This window comes from Microbacterium sp. NPDC056057, from assembly GCF_042266945.1.
In the GTDB taxonomy this organism is placed as follows: Bacteria; Actinomycetota; Actinomycetes; order Actinomycetales; family Microbacteriaceae; genus Microbacterium; species Microbacterium trichothecenolyticum_C.
In genome coordinates this window covers 145,656-161,375 of record NZ_JBHJWS010000005.1, presented here as the reverse complement: position 1 = coordinate 161,375, position 15,720 = coordinate 145,656, and the positions used below count along the sequence as shown (strand labels likewise).

The window sequence follows — 15,720 nt, the reverse complement described above, 5'->3', positions numbered from 1 at the left end:
CGGGACGCGCCCCGAACCCGAAGACGGGGTGGAAGGAGGCGCGGAGTCAGGCGGGGACGGGCGCCAGCGCCTGTTCGACGAGGCGCTGGAGCGTCGTCATGCCGTCGCGCGACAGGATCGACTCGAGGTGACCCTGCACGGACGCGAATCCGGGGCCTCGCAGCGCGTACACATCGCCCGAGGCGTCGGCTGCGACCTCCGCTTCGCGCACGCGCGTCGTTCCGGCGGGGACGCGTGCGGTGAAGGTGTTGTAGAAGCCGATCGATGCCGGCACACCGAACACGTCGACCGACTTCTGCAGGCCCTGGTGCGGCGCGTCGAGCGGAGCGAGGTCGATGCCGAACGTGTCGGCGAGGATCTGGTGGCTCAGGCACACCGCGAGGAGCGGCCGGCCGGCAGCGCGGCGACGTGCGACGACCTCGCGCATGCGACGGATGCGCGGGCTCGACGCGTCGCGAGGGTCACCCGGCCCCGGGCCGGTCACGAGGAGCTCCGCCGCATCGATCTGCGCGTCGGTGACCTCGCTCCACGGCGAGATCTCGACCTCGAGCCCGAGGTGGCGCAGTTGGTGGGCGAGCATCGTGGTGAAGCGGTCCTCGGCGTCGACGACGAGCGCCGACCGCCCCTGGAAGGATCCGGGTTCGCCCGAGCCCTGCGGGTTCAGCCAGAACTCGGCGAGGCGGCCGTTGCGCGACGCCAGCAGCTCGGCGATCGCAGGGTCGTCGGCGAGGCGTCGGGGTGCCGCCGCGGGGGCGTCCTCGTCGATGACCTCGCTGCGCGCTGCCGCGGACTCGGCTTCGGTGTCGCGGGGAACGGCGCCGATCGCGCCGAGCACGCCGGCGGCCTTGCCGTGGGTCTCGCCGACCTCGCCGTACGGGTCGGAGTGGCGCACGAGCGTGGCCCCGACCGGCACGCGCAGCCGGCCGTCCTGCAGGTAGGCGGTGCGGATGAGGATCGGCGCGTCGAGGTCGTGGGTCGCTTCGCCCGCCGCGAGCGTCTCACGGGGAGTGAAGAGCGCCGCGACGCCCGAGTAGTAGCCGCGGGGGGTCGTCTCGTGACGAGTGATGACCGTGCACGCGTTCTGCATCGGCGAGCCGGTCACCGTCGGCGCGAACATCGTCTCGCGCAGGATGTCGCGCGGGTCGAGCTTGCTGCGGCCCCGCAGCACGTACTCGGTGTGGGTGAGCCGCGACATCTCCTTGAGGTGGGGCCCCGTGATGCGGCCGCCGTCCGAGCAGACGGCGCTCATCATCTTGAGCTCCTCGTCGACGACCATGAAGAGCTCCTCGGTCTCCTTCGTCGAGCGGAGGAACTCGCTGAGCGTCTCGGGGGTCGCCCCTCCCGCGGGGTGGCGGAACGTGCCGGAGATCGGGTTCATCGTCACGACGCCGTCGCGTGCGCTCACGTGCGCCTCGGGGCTCGCGCCCACCGCGACATGGCCGGGGGTGACCACCGCGAAGGTCCAGTACGCGCCCCGCTCGTGTTCGAGGAGAGCCCGGAACCACGTCAGGGCGGCGGTGGCGGCATCCGTCGACACGCCCGCGGTGAAGTCGCGACGGATGACGAAGTTGGCGCCCTCGCCGCGACCGATCTCGTCGGAGATCACGCGCCGCACGATGTCGGCATACTCCTCGTCGGCGATGTCGAAGCCGGGGCCGTCGAGGGGGACCGCGGAGGTCGGCAGCTGGGAGAGGGCCTCGTCGCGGGGGAGCGAGGCGCGATTCTCGACGATGAGGCAGCGCAGCGGCGCACCGTCGTCGTGGCACTCGAACCCGCGCTCGCGCACCTGACGGAACGGGACCAGGGCGAGCACCTCGTTCGGTGCGCCGGAGGCTCCCGTCAGCGGGATGTCGGCGAGGAGGTCGACGTCGACGACGCTGCCGGTCAGCACCTCGACGGTGCGGTCGTCACGCGCGATGAGCGCGAACGGGAGACCGCTCGCAGCGAGGTCGGGAAGGGACGGGGAAGCGGGCCCGGACATGTGCGTCGTCTTTCGTCGTGGGGCGGAGTCCCGTACGAAAAAGAAGACCGCCCCGTGGGCGGTCTGTGGTCGCGCGAAACCCACCGCCTATGCGGTGAGCCACCAGGAGAGGTGCGCGGACATGCGCCGAACCTACCACACGCCCGATCCGGCCATCGGCCCACCGGCCCCGCGTTACGCACCATACTGAGGCGAGCCCGTCTCCTCCCATCCCCGCGCCGCGGAGGTACGCCATGACCCAGCTGACCATCACCGAGCGCTCGCCTGAACCCGAGCGGCCGGCGCGCTCGCGCCGCCGCGGTCCGTCGATCGCCGACCGCATCCGCAACATGGGGGAGCAGCGCACCGGCGCGCTGCTGCTGGTGCTCGCGACGCTCGTCGCGATCGTGTGGGCGAACATCTCCGCGACGTCCTACCACGACTTCTGGGAGACGGAGCTGACCGTCGGGTTCGGCGACATCCACCTCGAGTTCACGCTGCATGCGCTCGTCAACGACGCGCTCATGGCGATCTTCTTCTTCACCGTCGGGCTCGAGGTGCGCCGGGAGTTCGCGATCGGCGAGCTCACGAGCTGGTCGCGCGCGATGATCCCCGTCATGGCCGCCATCGCGGGGCTGCTCGTGCCGGCCGGGCTCTTCCTCGCGATCGCCGCCGGATCGGGCAGCGAACACGCGTGGGGCGTCGTGATCTCGACCGACACCGCGTTCCTCGTCGGCGCGCTCGCCCTCATCGGACCTCGCGCCTCCGGCCGATTGCGCGTCTTCCTGCTCGCGCTCGCGGTCGTGGACGACATCGGGGCGCTGAGCATCATCGCGCTCTTCTACACCGAGAACTTCACGCCGTTGCCGCTCGTCGTCGCGGCGGTCGGGCTCGCGGGCATCTACTTCACCCGCTACGTGCGCCGCGGCCGCGGCCCCATCTACGCGACCCTGTCGATCATCGTGTGGCTGGCGTTCCTCGCGTCCGGCGTGCATCCGACGCTCGCCGGTGTCGCCATCGCCCTGCTGATCCCGGTCTACCGGCCGAATCGCCGCGACGTGGAGCAGGCGCTCGAGCTCGCCCGGGTGTTCCGTCAGTCGCCCAACACCGAGTACGCCCGCCAGGCGGCGAACAGCCTGCGTGAGTCGATCTCCATCAACGAGCGGCTGCAGTCGGCGTACTCCCCGTATGTGGCGTACGTCATCCTTCCGCTGTTCGCGCTCGCCAACGCGGGCGTCGAGATCTCGGGGCCCATCCTCGCGGCGGCGGTGCAGTCGCCGGTCACGTGGGCCATCATCGTCGGGCTCGTGGTCGGCAAGTTCGTCGGCGTCTTCGGCGCGGCCGCGATCATGAAGGTGTTCAAGCTCGGCGAGTTCGGACTCGGGCTCACCCTCGACCGCATCGCCGGCGGCGCGATGCTGTGCGGCATCGGGTTCACGATCTCGCTCTTCATCATCGATCTCGCGATCGACGACCCCGGCGTGCAGAACGAGGCGCGCGTCGGCGTGCTCGCAGCATCCGTCCTCGCGTTCATCCTCGCGACGATCGTGTTCCGCATCTCGGATGCGCGACGGCCCGACGACGACGGCGGACGCACCCTGGTGCGTGCGGTCGACCCCAAGCGCGACCACATCTACGGCGACGTGAACGCCCCGCTCACGATCGTCGAGTACGGCGACTTCCAGTGCCCGTTCTGCCTCAAGGCTTCCGGATCGATCGAGGAGGTGCGCCGCGAGCTCGGCGACCGGCTGCGCTACGTCTGGCGGCACGCCCCGCTCGAGCGGCAGCATCCCAACGCGCTCGCCGCGGCGGAGGCCGCCGAAGCCGCGAATCTGCAGGGCAAGCTGCCGGAGTTCTCACGCAGCCTGTTCGCCGATCAGGACCACCAGCTGCCGTCCGACATCATCCGGCGCGCCCGCGAGCTCGGTCTCGACGTCGAGCGCTTCGAGGAGGATCTCAGCTCGCCGAAGGTGACCGAGCGGGTGCGCGACGACATGCTGGATGCCGAGGCGATGGACATCACGTCGGTGCCGACGTTCTTCATCAACGGCGTGCGGCACGTAGGGCCGTACGACGCACGCACGCTCGTGCGCGCCCTCACGGGCTCGGAGGCGGAAGGGACCGGCACCCGGCCCCCGCCCCGCGCCGACGCGTAGTCGCGCCTGCGGCGCTCCACGCTTGCTCGCTCGGCCCCGTCCGCAAGCGGCAGGGCCTCACTCGCTGCGCGTAGGCTGTCAGACGTGCCAGCCGTCAACATCGGGATGCCCAAGGTCCCCGAAACGCTCGCCCCCCGTCGCAAGACCCGCCAGATCAAGGTGGGAAAAGTGCTGGTCGGTGGCGATGCCCCCGTGAGCGTCCAGTCGATGACGACGACTCCGACGACCAACATCAACGCGACCCTCCAGCAGATCGCCGAGCTCACCGCCTCGGGCTGCGAGATCGTCCGGGTCGCCGTCCCCTCGCAGGACGACGCCGACGTGCTGCACATCATCGCGGCGAAGAGCCAGATCCCGGTGATCGCCGACATCCACTTCCAGCCGAAGTACGTCTTCCAGGCGATCGATGCCGGGTGCGGCGCGGTGCGCGTGAACCCCGGCAACATCCGCAAGTTCGACGACCAGGTCGGCGCGATCGCGGCCGCCGCGAAGGCGGCCGGAGTGTCGCTGCGGATCGGCGTGAACGCCGGCTCGCTCGACAAGCGCCTGCTCGAGAAGTACGGCAAGGCGACGCCCGAAGCGCTCGTCGAGAGCGCCGTGTGGGAGGCATCCCTCTTCGAGGAGCACGACTTCCACGACTTCAAGATCTCGGTCAAGCACAACGACCCGATCGTCATGGTGAAGGCGTACCGCCTCCTCTCCGAGCGGGGCGACTGGCCCCTCCACCTCGGCGTCACCGAGGCAGGCCCGGCGTTCCAGGGGACGATCAAGAGCGCCACGGCTTTCGGCATCCTCCTCGCGGAAGGCATCGGCGACACGATCCGCGTCTCGCTGTCGGCCCCGCCGGCCGAAGAGGTCAAGGTCGGCCACCAGATCCTGCAGTCGCTCAACCTGCGCGAGCGCAAGCTCGAGATCGTCTCGTGCCCGTCGTGCGGCCGCGCCCAGGTCGACGTGTACACGCTGGCCGACAACGTGACCGAGGGCCTCAAGGACATGACCGTCCCGCTGCGCGTCGCGGTCATGGGCTGCGTCGTGAACGGCCCGGGCGAGGCCCGCGAGGCCGACCTCGGCGTCGCGTCGGGCAACGGCAAGGGGCAGATCTTCGTGAAGGGCCAGGTCATCAAGACGGTGCCCGAGGCCGACATCGTCGCGACCCTCATCGAAGAGGCGAACCGCATCGCCGACGAGATGGGCCCCGACGCGCCGATCGGCACCGCCCAGGTCGTCACGTCCTAGCGCGGGCGCCCGTCATCGCAGTTCGGCCCGCCGCCGCGCGTGGTACCGGCCTGCGATGACCGCCGCCGCGACCTTGAGCAGCGGCGCCTCGCCGAACCGGTAGTCGGCGCCGCGCGCCAGACGGTCGGCGAGGTCGGGCCTCAGGCTGCGGAGGTACTGACGTCCGACCGCGGCGTGCGGCGGGTTCGACACGACCTTGATGGCATCCGCGTCCTCCACGAGCGCGATCGCGTTCTTGATGTTCTCCTGCGTGGTCGTGCTCGTCGAGTCGAGCAGGATCCGCCCGGCGTAACCGCGACTCCGGGCGTAGCGCGCCATCAGCTCGGCTTCAGGGATGTCGCCGCCGACGCTGCCGCCGCACAGCACCAGCACGCTCTCGCGTGCCCGAGAACTTTGCGAACGGAGCCCGACGCGAACGCGGTACCGGTTGACGAAGTTCGCCTTCGGCCCGCGATCGCGGTAGCCCAGGACCACCACCGCCTCGATGCCGTCCGTGCCGGTGCTGACGCCGAGCGCGCGGTGCGAGGCGCGCCAGTTCACGTACTCCGCCCACGCGAGCAGGCTCAGGCCGGCCGCTGTCGCGGCGACCGCGAGCGGGGGGATGAGTCGTCGCACACCCCGACCCTACGGGCACGGTCACGGCGTGCATGGCAGGATCCGAGGGTGCACCACCCCTCGACGCCGCCTGTCGACGCCGGCCTCGGCCGTCTGTCGCCGCCGCAGCGTGCCCTCGTCGCCGCGTGGCTCCCCGGCGCTGAGGTCATCGCCGACCTCAGCTGGAACCAGGTCGAGACGGTCGTGCTGCAGGTGCGCCAGGATGATCGCACGCTCATCGTCAAGGCGGGAGGCGACACCGACCACCACCTCGGCCGCGAGCTCGACGCGCACGAGGGCGGTTACGTCTCTCCGTGGGCGGAGCGCGGTCACGCGGCGAGGCTGCGATGGGCCGATCGTGAGGCCCGCCTCCTGGCGCTCGACTGGCTTCCCGGCGGGCTGGCGTACCGCACGGCTGCGGGCGTCGACCCCGAGGTCCATCGTCGTGCGGGCACCCTGCTGCGGCGGTTCCACGCGCAGGCGACGCGGCCGTCGGAGGGGATGGATGCTGCCGCCACCCGCCGCGCGATCGCCTGGCTGGACGCGCCCCACGCCATCGCGCCGGACGTCGAGCGCCGCTTGCGAGCCATGCTCGCCGCGCTGCCCCCGATCGAGGACGACCTCGTTCCGACCCACGGAGACTGGCAGCCGCGCAACTGGCTGGTCGACGGCGACGAGGTACGCGTCATCGACTTCGGGCGGTTCGCATTCCGCCCCGCCGCCACGGACTTCGTGCGCCTCGCCGCGCAGGAATGGCGTGAGAACCCCGCCTGTGAGGTGGCGTTCCTCGATGGCTACGGCCAGGACCCCCGGCTGGGCCCACGCGCCCGAGGCTCCGCGCAGCGCGAAGCGATGCGGGGAGAGGCGTGGGGACCGTCCCACTGGATCCTCATGCGAGCGCGCGAGGCCATCGGAACGGCCTGCTGGGCGCATCAGGTCGGCGACGCCGAGTTCGAGGCGCAGGGGCATCGCATGATCGCGGACGTGCTCGCGGAGTACGAGACGCACTGAGGCCGGGCCGCGCGGAGCCGCGCGACGGCTCCGTTACTGTGAGCGCATGGTGCACTTGCGCAGGGCCGGCGATGTCGAGGTGTACGAGCGCCTGCGTTTCGTGCCGCTGACCGTCGGGGCCGCGGCCGCGGGTGTCGTCCTCGCGGCGCTGCCGGTGTTCGACCTGCGTTACCTCGCGTTCTCGGCCGGGCTGGGGCTCGTGCTGTGGCTGCTCTGGGCGTTTGCGGTGTGGCCGCGCGTGACCGTCGAGACCGACGCGGTGCTCGTGCGGAACACGTTCACGACCACGAGGTTCGCGTTCTCCGCGCTCGACGGCGTGGCATCGGGCTTCACGCTCGACTTCCTTCTCCGCGGGGGTCGGCGTGTGCGCGCATGGGCGGTGCCCGGCCAGCAGAACCTCGCCATCGAGGCGATGCGTTCCGCGGACGCGCATGCGAGCGGGTTCCAGCCCGTCAGGCGGGTCTCCGAGCTGACGGTCGGCACCGCGACCACGCCCGCGGGCCAGGTCGCGGCGTCGATCGCGCGCAGACTCGCTGCGGCCGGTGCGGCGCAGGTCGGCGTCGCCGATCCTCCGGCCGATGCCGTTCGTCGCGTCAACGTGATCGTGATCGCCGTGACCTGCCTGGTCGTGGTCCTCGCGGTCGTCGGCATCGCCGGAGGCGCATCATGAGCCCCTCTCGCCGATCGCGACGGCACGAGGGATGACTGAGGACTCCTCGACCGGCGCCACGGTGCCGGATCCTTCGCCCGCTCCGCCCGGGACCGCACCGCTGTCGCGGCCCATCGTCGCGGGCATCGTGACCTCCCTCGTCGGCGTCACGAGCTCTTTCGCCGTGGTGCTCACGGGCCTCGACGCCGTCGGGGCATCGCGCGCGCAGGCCGCGAGCGGCCTCCTCGTGCTCTGCCTCACGATGGGGGCGTCGGCGATTCTGCTGGCGTGGCGCTACCGCATGCCGATCACCGTCGCGTGGTCCACGCCCGGCGCCGCGGTGCTCGCCGCCACCGGAGCCGTCGAGGGCGGCTGGCCCGCGGCGGTCGGCGCGTTCCTCGTGACCGCCGGCCTCATCCTGCTGACGGCGCTCTGGCCGCAGCTCGGCCGGCTCATCGCGCGGATCCCGCCGTCGATCGCGCAGGCGATGCTCGCCGGAGTGCTGCTCCCGCTGTGTCTCGCCCCGGTCTCCGGGCTGGTGCTGAACCCGTGGGGGGTCGTGCCGGTCCTCGTCACGTGGCTCGTGTTCGTGCGTCTCGCGCCGCGGTGGGCGGTGCCGCTCGCGTTCGTCGCGGCATCCGTCGTCGTGGCGGTGGATGTCGCGGTCACAGGCGCGACGATCGACCCGGCGCTGCTGGTTCCCCGACTGGAGTTCACCGCGCCGACGCTCACCTTCGGCGCCGTCGTCGGACTCGCGCTGCCGCTGTTCCTGGTGACGATGGCGTCGCAGAACGTGCCCGGCATCGCGATCATGCGCAGCTTCGGCTACCAGGTGCCGTGGCGGCCGGCGATGCTCGTGACCGGCGTCGGCACCGCGCTCGGTGCGACCGCCGGCGGACACGCGATCAACCTCGCCGCGATCAGCGCGGCGCTCGCCGCGGCACCGGACGCTGATCCCGACCCGAAGCGGCGCTGGGTCGCGGGTGTGTCGACGGGCGCCAGCGGCATCGTGCTCGGCGGGCTGTCGGCGGCGCTCGTCGCACTGGTCGTGGTGGCGCCGAAGGCTGTCATCCCGGCGGTCGCCGGCATCGCGCTGTTCGGCGCCTTCGGCTCCGCCGTGCAGCAGGCGATCGACGACCCGGGGGAGCGGCTGCCGGCGGTGGTGACGTTCCTCGTGGCCGCGTCGGGCGTGGCGATCGCGGGCGTGAGCGCCGCGTTCTGGGCCCTGGTCGCAGGTCTCGTCGTGCGTGAAGTGCTCCACTTCGGCCGCCGCTCGCGGTGATCGCGCCGCATCCGCAACGAGCGGAGGAGATGCGAGGAGCGGAGGGTCGAATCCGCCGACACCTGCCTCCGCTCCTCACATCCCCTCCGCCCAGGACGCGGCGACGTCAGCCCTCGCGGGGCGCGCGGCGCCGGAGAAGCGACGTGTAGGCGCCGAGAAGGCGCGGCACGACCACGTAGACCGCGAGCGGCACGACGACGGCGGTGAGCACCAGCGCGCGGAGGATGGGATGCCACGACTCCGACACGGGTCCGAGCAGCAGCATCCCCACCGACACGAGAGGGAAGATCGCCAGCCATGTGATCACGGCGCGGACATGGACGGACGGCGCGGGAGCGGGGGCAGCCACGCGAACGGGCTCGGTGCTCGAAGAAGCGGACATGTGCGGCATCCTTCCGAAAAGCCAACTGAATGGTTGCAACTGGCTGGTTGTAAGTGAATCACCGCGCAGACTATTCCGCAACCACTTAGTTGGAGTTCTTCGTTACCATGGGCGCATGGCGTGGGATACCGAGCGCACGAGGCGGCTGCTGCTCGAAGCGGCGACGGTGGAGTTCAGCGAGCACGGGCTCGCCGGAGCCCGCGTGGATCGCATCGCCGCCGCGGCCGGCGTGAACAAGGAGCGCATCTACCAGTACTTCGGCAAGAAGGACGAGCTCTTCGCCACCGTGCTCGCCGAAGCGCTCCAGGCCGCGTTGCAGGCGGTGCAGGTCGAGGGCACCGGGCCCGAGGCGGTGGGCGACTACGCCGCGCGGCTGTTCGACCACCACATGGCGAATGGCCACATCCCCCGCCTCGTCTACTGGGAAGGACTCGAACGCGGCATCGCGGCGGCCGACAGTCCGGTGCGAGCCGAGTTCCACGCCGAGAAGGTCACGCGCATCCAGCGCATGCTGCCGGGTGTCGGTCGCGTCGAGGCGGGGGAGCTGCTGCTCACCCTCGTGAGCCTCGTCAACGCCTGGCCGGTGCTGCCGCAGCTCGACGCCCTCATCGTGCCCCAGGCCGGCGACGGCGCCACGCGCATCGCGGCACGACGCGCCGCGATCGTCGCCACGGTGACGGCTGCCGCGACTGCGGTGGCGGCGTCCGCTTCGGCCGAGCCCGCCGCCCGCTGACGCCCGAGCGCGGTCAGTGCAGCGTGCCGCCGTGCACGGTGGTGTCCGCGGTCACGTCAAGGCTGGTCTGCACCGCGATCTCGAGCGCACGGGCGATGTCGGAGAGGGGCAGGGCGGCAGACCCCGTCGTCGGCGCGTGCTCGGCCGCCCAGGGCACGTGCACGAATCCGGCACGGGTTCCGGATGCCGCCGCCTCAAGGGCCGTGAAGAACACGTGGTTGCACACGAACGTGCCGGCCGAGTACGACACCTGGGCGGGGATCCCGGCGCCGGCGATGCGCCGTGCGATCTCCTTCACGGGAAGCGTCGCGAAATGGGCGGTTGCGGCACCGGGAACGCTCGGCACGTCGACGGGCTGGTCGCCGTCGTTGTCGGGGATGCGCGCATCGACGAGGTTCACTGCCACGCGCTCGACGCCGATCGCGGCGCGACCGCCCGCGAGCCCGGCGGCGATCACGATGTCGGGCCGGTGCTCTGCCAGCAGTGCGCGCATCCGCTCCGCTGCGCCCGCGAACGTCACCGGCAGCACGGCGGTGACCAGCGCTTCCGGCCCTTCCCAGCGTGAGGCAACGAGATTCACGGCGGCTCCCGACGGGTTGGAGGAGTCGCCGCCGAACGGCTCGAACCCGGTGAGCAGCACTGTCGTCATGCGACCACGCTATTCGCTGTGCTCGAGCACGACGGTGCCCGAGCCGATGTCGACGGACCTGAGGCGCAGTCGCACGGTCGCCCCCGCCGCCGCGTCGAGCCCCGCGACCTTCGCGGTGACCGGCGGATCCATGAGCTGCACGCGGGCGCCGTCGCCGCGCAGGCCCAGCACCACGGCTTCGAAGACCTGGCCTTCGTGGCCGGACAGGAGGGCCGCTTCGACCCGATCGACGGTCGCCGCCCCGAGACGATTCGCCACGCCGTCGCTGCGCGCCATGATCTTCGGCAGCGACGCAAGGCTCTCCCGCGCCCACACGGGCACCTCCCGCCCGTTCGCGAGCGCCTCACAGATCACGAGCGACCAGCGATCGACGAGCCGCCGCAGCGGCGCCGTGGTGTGAGCATAGGGCGCGCCGATCGCCGCCTGCAGCGGGTCGGCGGGCGGTGCGCCGTCGAACGCCGCGTACCCCGCACCGCGGAAGAGGCCCGCGGCGGCATCCAGGATCGCGAGCGCGGCGGGCGAATCGCGCTCGAGACCGCGCAGGTAGTCGCCGTACGAGACGTCGGCCGGCCACGGGATGCCGAGCGCCACCGTCTGCGCTCGGAACCCGGCGACGTCGTCGGCCTCGGCAGCAGGCATCGTCCGCAGGATGCCCACGCGGCCCTTCAGCATGATGTCGGCGGCGGCCATTCCGGTGAGGAGCGAGACCTGGGCGTTCCAATCCTCGAGGACGAGCGGAGCGTCGCGTTCGAGGCGGTGACCACCGTCGTCGGCGACGATGCGGGTCTCGGGCACGTTCAGGCTCGCACCGCCGCGCTCGGCCTCGCGAGCGAGCCGCTCCTGGCCGAACCAGTGGAGCGCCTCGAGGTTCGGCGGAGCGCTGCCGGCGTCGATCGCGGCCTGGGCGTCGACGTAGGTCCACTGCGCCCGCGACCGGATCACGGCGCGTCGCAGCGTCGTCTCGACGGGGCGAGCCCCGTCGTCGAGGACGAACCTCCAGACGAACGCCCGACGGTCCTGATCCGGCAGCAGCGACGCCGCGTCCTCGCTGATGACGACGGGATGCAGCGGGATCCGACCATCCGCCGCGTACAGGGTCTGACCGCGCAGCCGCGCCTCCGCGTCGATCGGCCCGCCCGGGGTCACGAAGGCGGGAAGGTCGGCGATCGCATAGTGCAGCACCGCCCCCGTCGCCGTGCGCTCGAGGTGGAGGGCCTGGTCGAGGTCAGTGGAGCCCGCGGGATCGATCGTCAGGAACTCGATGTCGCGCAGGTCATCGAGCTCCGCCGTCGCCGGATCGGCAGGGACCGCGCCTGCGGCGCGCTGTGCCTCGGCCTCCACGTCAGCGGGGAAGCCGGCCGGAAGCTCCAGCTCCTCGCGCAGGTGCGCGAGCGACTCGACGAGCTCGTCGTGGGCCTGCGCGGGAGCGAGTCGAGGTCGGCGTGCGGGCACCCGATCAGTGTAGGCACCGGTGCGCGTGCGACGACCAGGATTGACATCGGCGCGGGGGCGCAGCATCCATTCGCCCTAAACTTGACCCTCGTGGTCACCCGTCTGTCGCACTTCTTCCTCCGCACGCTCCGTGAAGACCCCGCTGACGCCGAGGTCACGAGCCACAAGCTGCTCGTGCGCGCCGGCTACATCCGGCGCCAGGCGCCAGGCATCTTCGCGTGGCTCCCGCTGGGTCTGCGCGTGAAGGCGAAGGTCGAACAGGTCGTCCGTGAGGAGATGACGAACGCGGGAGCGTACGAGGTGCACTTCCCGGCGCTGCTGCCGCGCGAGCCCTACGAGATCACCAATCGGTGGGAGGAGTACGGCGACGGCATCTTCCGCCTCAAGGACCGCAAGGATGCCGACTACCTGCTGGCGCCCACGCACGAAGAGGTCTTCACGCTCCTCGTGAAGGACCTGTACTCGTCGTACAAGGACCTGCCGCTCACGATCTACCAGATCCAGGACAAGTACCGCGACGAGGCGCGCCCCCGCGCAGGCCTCCTGCGCGGCCGCGAGTTCACCATGAAGGACGCGTATTCGTTCGACTCGTCGGACGCCGGCCTCGACGCGAGCTACATGCTGCAGCGCGACGCATACGAGCGCATCTTCCAGCGCCTCGGACTCGAATACGTCATCGTGCAGGCGGATGCGGGAGCGATGGGTGGTTCGCGCTCCGAAGAGTTCCTGCACCCGACCGCCGTCGGCGAAGACACGTTCGTGCGCTCGGCCGGCGGGTACGCGGCCAATGTCGAGGCGTTCACGACCGTCGCGCCGGAGCCGATCGCCCTCGACGGGCTCGGTGGTCCGGTGATCTTCGACTCGCCGAACACGCCGACGATCCAGACGCTCGTCGACCACTCGAACGCGCACCTGGAGGCACCCGCTTCAGGGATCGCCGGCCCCGCCACCGACGGCGTCACCGAGTGGACGGCCGCGCACACCCTGAAGAACGTCGTGCTGGCGCTCACCCACCTCGACGGCACGCGCGAGCTCGTGATCGTCGGCGTGCCCGGCGACCGCGACGTCGACGACAAGCGCGTCGAGGTCGCGTTCGCGCCGGCCGAGGTAGAGCCTGCGACGCCTGAGGACTTCGAGAAGCACCCGCTGCTCGTGAAGGGCTACATAGGCCCCTGGTCGGAGACCGGCGCCGTGCTCGGCGAAGAGTCCGCGACCGGCATCCGGTTCTTCCTCGACCCCCGCGTCGTCGACGGCACCGCGTGGGTCACCGGCGCCAACATCGACCAGAAGCACGTGCACACCCTGGTCGCGGGCCGCGACTTCACCGGCGACGGATTCGTAGAGGTCGCCAGCGTCCGTGCGGGCGACCCGGCACCCGACGGTTCGGGTCCGGTCGAGCTCGCGCGCGGCATGGAGATCGGGCACGTCTTCCAGCTCGGCCGCAAGTACGCCGACGCGCTGGGCCTCAAGGTCCTCGACGAGAACGGCAAGCTCGTGACCGTCACGATGGGCTCGTACGGCATCGGCGTGACCCGCATCCTCGCGATCATCGCCGAGCTCAACAACGACGACAAGGGTCTCATCTGGCCCGCGTCGGTCGCGCCGTTCGATGTCCACGTCGTCGCGGCCGGCCGCGAGCCGGTGATGTTCGATGTGGCCGCGCAGCTGTCGGCCGACCTCGAGGCCGCGGGCCTCGACGTGCTCTACGACGACCGGCCCAAGGTCTCGCCCGGCGTGAAGTTCGGCGACGCCGAGCTCGTCGGCGTGCCGAAGATCGTCATCGTGGGCCGCGGTGCCGCCGAGGGCCAGGTCGAGCTCTGGGACCGTCGCACCGGCGACCGTGAGGTCGTCTCGGTCGCCGACGCCGTCGCCCGCCTCAGCGCTCGCTGAAGGGCGGACGCTCCTCCGTCACGATGAGTCCGGGCGCGGTCTCGTGCTCGGGCACGGGCACGGGCGGCACCGGCGGGGGAGTGAAGCGGGGCTTCTTCCGGAAGTAGTGGCCGACGGGTCGCAGGAACGGCAGGATCGCCGCGGCGATCGCCGTGAGGACCAGGGCGCCCACGACCACCCAGAACGTCGTGTCACCTCCCACGTCGGGGCCGACGAACGACACCGACGATGCCGCGGCCTGCCACGCCCACCACTGGTTCGACACGATCACCATCGCGAAGCCCGCGGCCGGGAGCGCGAGGACGGCCAGCACCACCCGCGCCACGCGGCTCGCGCGCCGCAGTCGCAGCACGAAGACCACCTCGACGATGACGATCGCGAGGGTCGGCAGGCCGATCGGCACGTAGACGAAGAGGATGTCCCAGGCCGGACCGCCGACCTCTGCGGCCTGACCGAAGACGAGCCCCATCCACGCGAGCCCGACGGACTGCACGAAGATCAGCACCCACCAGAGGTAGAACGCCGCGACCACGGGCCATGGCGCGCGTGGCCGCGGAAGCTCGGCTCCGGCGGACTGTTCCAGGGTGATCGGAGTGCTCATCACGGTGTCTCCGCCCAGAAGACCGGCTTGATCGTCCCGTCGGGTTCGAGCAGATCGAACTCGTATCCGCCGTTCGAGACGTCCTCTTGCGAGACGTCGAAGATGTCGTAGTACGTGAGGGTGCCGTCGCCGTTGTCGCGCCCGCCGTCGTCGATGGTCGGATACCCGGGGATCGACACCGTCGTGTAGTCCGTGTAGTCGCCGTCGTAGACGAACCAGTAGCTCGGAGGCGCCGTCCACGAGAAGCAGTCCAGCCCGCCGTCGGGCGTCGCCTCGATCGTGACGGGCACGGCGACATACACCCCGTTCTGCGGAGGCGCCGCGGCTTTGTCGGTGACGTCCACGGGGGCGTCCACCGTGAAGGTCGCGATGTCGCGCGGTTCCGTCGCTGCGGTCGGCGCGACCGTGATCGTCCTGCCGTACGGGAACGAGGGTTCGGAGATGGTGTCGACTCCCACCAGGTCCGGTGCGAAGAAGGCCGAGGAGTAGGCGTCGGCGGGGACGTCGTCCGGCGGCGTTCCCGAGAGCAGCTGGCAGTCCGCGTAGCCGTACACGTGGACGCCGAGATCGGGCTGCGGGATCGCGCTCGCGACGCCGAACACTCCTGCGACCAGCGCCATCACCACCCCCGCGACCGCGGCCGCGGAGCGACGCCCGCGGCCTTCGAGCGCGACGACGCCCGCTGCGATTGCAGCGACGGCGAGAGCCACGGTGACCGACGGCCCTGCGGTCCGGCCCCACCCGGCGAAGAGCAGGACCATGCATGAGAGCAACGCCGCCGCGCCGAGCGCGAGCGCGAGGACGGCGGGCAGCCGCGATCGAGCGGGCGCCGCCGACCCTCTGTCGAGGGCCGGCGGCGGACCGACCGGGGGGATGACGTATGCAGTCGGGGCAGCTTCCTGCTGCACCACCACCCCCTCGGCGGCCGCTCGTGGTGCGGGGCTGTAGCCGACGTCGCCGTCACCGGCGTCACCGCCGCGGCTCCACGGCTCGTCAGCACTCATGTCGCACCCCCAGTGGCATCCGCTCCCTCGCGCATGCCATGTGTCCCCAGGCAGAATGATGCACCCGACAAGCGTTTTGATACAACGGTGTATCCGAATCGATCGGTCGCGCCCCGTCCCG

The 15,720-nt window shown here is 71.3% G+C and carries 14 protein-coding genes; 7 read left to right on the top strand and 7 right to left on the bottom strand.

The window, feature by feature from the left end; translation table 11 throughout:
- Window positions 1-46: 46 nt before the first annotated feature.
- Window positions 47-1,981 (bottom strand): anthranilate synthase family protein, encoded by a 1,935-nt coding sequence (locus tag ACFC1K_RS19430; RefSeq protein WP_375872865.1) that lies wholly within the window; start codon window positions 1,979-1,981, stop codon window positions 47-49.
- 233 nt (window positions 1,982-2,214) lie between these two features.
- Between ACFC1K_RS19430 and nhaA the strand changes: the two genes are divergently transcribed.
- Entirely contained in the window at window positions 2,215-4,116 is a 1,902-nt protein-coding gene (gene nhaA / locus ACFC1K_RS19425) for a Na+/H+ antiporter NhaA (RefSeq protein ID WP_375872864.1), read from the top strand.
- An 84-nt stretch (window positions 4,117-4,200) separates the two neighbouring features.
- Window positions 4,201-5,352 carry a flavodoxin-dependent (E)-4-hydroxy-3-methylbut-2-enyl-diphosphate synthase gene (ispG, locus tag ACFC1K_RS19420; RefSeq protein WP_375872863.1) on the top strand — a complete coding sequence of 384 codons (1,152 nt, stop codon included), beginning with the start codon at window positions 4,201-4,203 and terminating at the stop codon, window positions 5,350-5,352.
- A gap of 12 nt (window positions 5,353-5,364) precedes the next feature.
- Here ispG and ACFC1K_RS19415 read toward each other — a convergent pair whose 3' ends face one another.
- Window positions 5,365-5,967 (bottom strand): YdcF family protein, encoded by a 603-nt coding sequence (locus ACFC1K_RS19415; RefSeq protein WP_375872862.1) that lies wholly within the window; start codon window positions 5,965-5,967, stop codon window positions 5,365-5,367.
- Window positions 5,968-6,015: 48 nt separating this feature from the next.
- On the opposite strand from ACFC1K_RS19415, the gene ACFC1K_RS19410 reads away from it, so the two are divergent.
- From ACFC1K_RS19410 to ACFC1K_RS19400, 3 genes are read left to right on the top strand one after another with little or no spacing between them, the layout of a single operon-like run.
- The gene (locus ACFC1K_RS19410; protein WP_375872861.1) at window positions 6,016-6,957 is read left to right on the top strand and encodes a phosphotransferase; all 942 of its coding nucleotides are present in this window, start codon (window positions 6,016-6,018) and stop codon (window positions 6,955-6,957) included.
- Between the two features lie 46 nt (window positions 6,958-7,003).
- Window positions 7,004-7,627 carry a hypothetical protein gene (locus tag ACFC1K_RS19405; protein ID WP_375872860.1) on the top strand — a complete coding sequence of 208 codons (624 nt, stop codon included), beginning with the start codon at window positions 7,004-7,006 and terminating at the stop codon, window positions 7,625-7,627.
- Between the two features lie 31 nt (window positions 7,628-7,658).
- On the top strand, window positions 7,659-8,888 hold the full coding sequence (locus tag ACFC1K_RS19400) for a benzoate/H(+) symporter BenE family transporter (protein WP_375872859.1): 1,230 nt from the start codon (window positions 7,659-7,661) through the stop codon (window positions 8,886-8,888).
- A gap of 106 nt (window positions 8,889-8,994) precedes the next feature.
- Here the strand turns inward: ACFC1K_RS19400 and ACFC1K_RS19395 are convergent, their stop codons facing one another.
- Entirely contained in the window at window positions 8,995-9,270 is a 276-nt protein-coding gene (locus ACFC1K_RS19395; RefSeq protein ID WP_375872858.1) for a hypothetical protein, read from the bottom strand.
- 115 nt (window positions 9,271-9,385) lie between these two features.
- Here ACFC1K_RS19395 and ACFC1K_RS19390 point away from each other — a divergent pair, with 115 nt between their 5' ends.
- Window positions 9,386-10,003, top strand: coding sequence for a TetR/AcrR family transcriptional regulator (locus ACFC1K_RS19390; RefSeq protein WP_375872857.1), 618 nt, complete (start codon window positions 9,386-9,388; stop codon window positions 10,001-10,003).
- A 13-nt stretch (window positions 10,004-10,016) separates the two neighbouring features.
- On the opposite strand, the gene pcp is transcribed toward ACFC1K_RS19390, so the two are convergent.
- Both pcp and ACFC1K_RS19380 read right to left on the bottom strand, forming a co-directional pair.
- On the bottom strand, window positions 10,017-10,652 hold the full coding sequence (gene pcp, locus ACFC1K_RS19385) for a pyroglutamyl-peptidase I (RefSeq protein ID WP_375872856.1): 636 nt from the start codon (window positions 10,650-10,652) through the stop codon (window positions 10,017-10,019).
- Window positions 10,653-10,661: 9 nt separating this feature from the next.
- Complete coding sequence (locus ACFC1K_RS19380) at window positions 10,662-12,104, bottom strand: RNB domain-containing ribonuclease (RefSeq protein ID WP_375872855.1); 1,443 nt, start codon at window positions 12,102-12,104, stop codon at window positions 10,662-10,664.
- A 90-nt stretch (window positions 12,105-12,194) separates the two neighbouring features.
- On the opposite strand from ACFC1K_RS19380, the gene ACFC1K_RS19375 reads away from it, so the two are divergent.
- Window positions 12,195-13,994, top strand: a complete 1,800-nt coding sequence (locus ACFC1K_RS19375) for a proline--tRNA ligase (protein WP_310289712.1) — start codon at window positions 12,195-12,197, stop codon at window positions 13,992-13,994.
- Here the strand turns inward: ACFC1K_RS19375 and ACFC1K_RS19370 are convergent.
- Together ACFC1K_RS19370 and ACFC1K_RS19365 are read right to left on the bottom strand one after the other, a co-directional pair.
- On the bottom strand, window positions 13,981-14,595 hold the full coding sequence (locus tag ACFC1K_RS19370) for a hypothetical protein (protein ID WP_375872854.1): 615 nt from the start codon (window positions 14,593-14,595) through the stop codon (window positions 13,981-13,983). The genes ACFC1K_RS19375 and ACFC1K_RS19370 overlap by 14 nt on opposite strands.
- Window positions 14,595-15,599, bottom strand: coding sequence for a hypothetical protein (locus tag ACFC1K_RS19365; RefSeq protein WP_375872853.1), 1,005 nt, complete (start codon window positions 15,597-15,599; stop codon window positions 14,595-14,597). Before ACFC1K_RS19365 ends, ACFC1K_RS19370 begins: the two co-directional genes overlap by 1 nt.
- Window positions 15,600-15,720 lie beyond the last annotated feature (121 nt).

What these genes read in the sequence shown, in the direction of transcription:
- ACFC1K_RS19430 (WP_375872865.1), bottom strand. Translation starts at nt 1,981, where the DNA reads ATGTCCGGGCCCGCTTCCCCGTCCCTTCCCGACCTCGCTGCGAGCGGT.
- nhaA (WP_375872864.1), top strand. Translation starts at nt 2,215, where the DNA reads ATGACCCAGCTGACCATCACCGAGCGCTCGCCTGAACCCGAGCGGCCG.
- ACFC1K_RS19405 (WP_375872860.1), top strand. Translation starts at nt 7,004, where the DNA reads ATGGTGCACTTGCGCAGGGCCGGCGATGTCGAGGTGTACGAGCGCCTG.
- ACFC1K_RS19400 (WP_375872859.1), top strand. Translation starts at nt 7,659, where the DNA reads ATGACTGAGGACTCCTCGACCGGCGCCACGGTGCCGGATCCTTCGCCC.
- ACFC1K_RS19395 (WP_375872858.1), bottom strand. Translation starts at nt 9,270, where the DNA reads ATGTCCGCTTCTTCGAGCACCGAGCCCGTTCGCGTGGCTGCCCCCGCT.
- ACFC1K_RS19390 (WP_375872857.1), top strand. Translation starts at nt 9,386, where the DNA reads ATGGCGTGGGATACCGAGCGCACGAGGCGGCTGCTGCTCGAAGCGGCG.
- pcp (WP_375872856.1), bottom strand. Translation starts at nt 10,652, where the DNA reads ATGACGACAGTGCTGCTCACCGGGTTCGAGCCGTTCGGCGGCGACTCC.
- ACFC1K_RS19370 (WP_375872854.1), bottom strand. Translation starts at nt 14,595, where the DNA reads ATGAGCACTCCGATCACCCTGGAACAGTCCGCCGGAGCCGAGCTTCCG.
- ACFC1K_RS19365 (WP_375872853.1), bottom strand. Translation starts at nt 15,599, where the DNA reads ATGAGTGCTGACGAGCCGTGGAGCCGCGGCGGTGACGCCGGTGACGGC.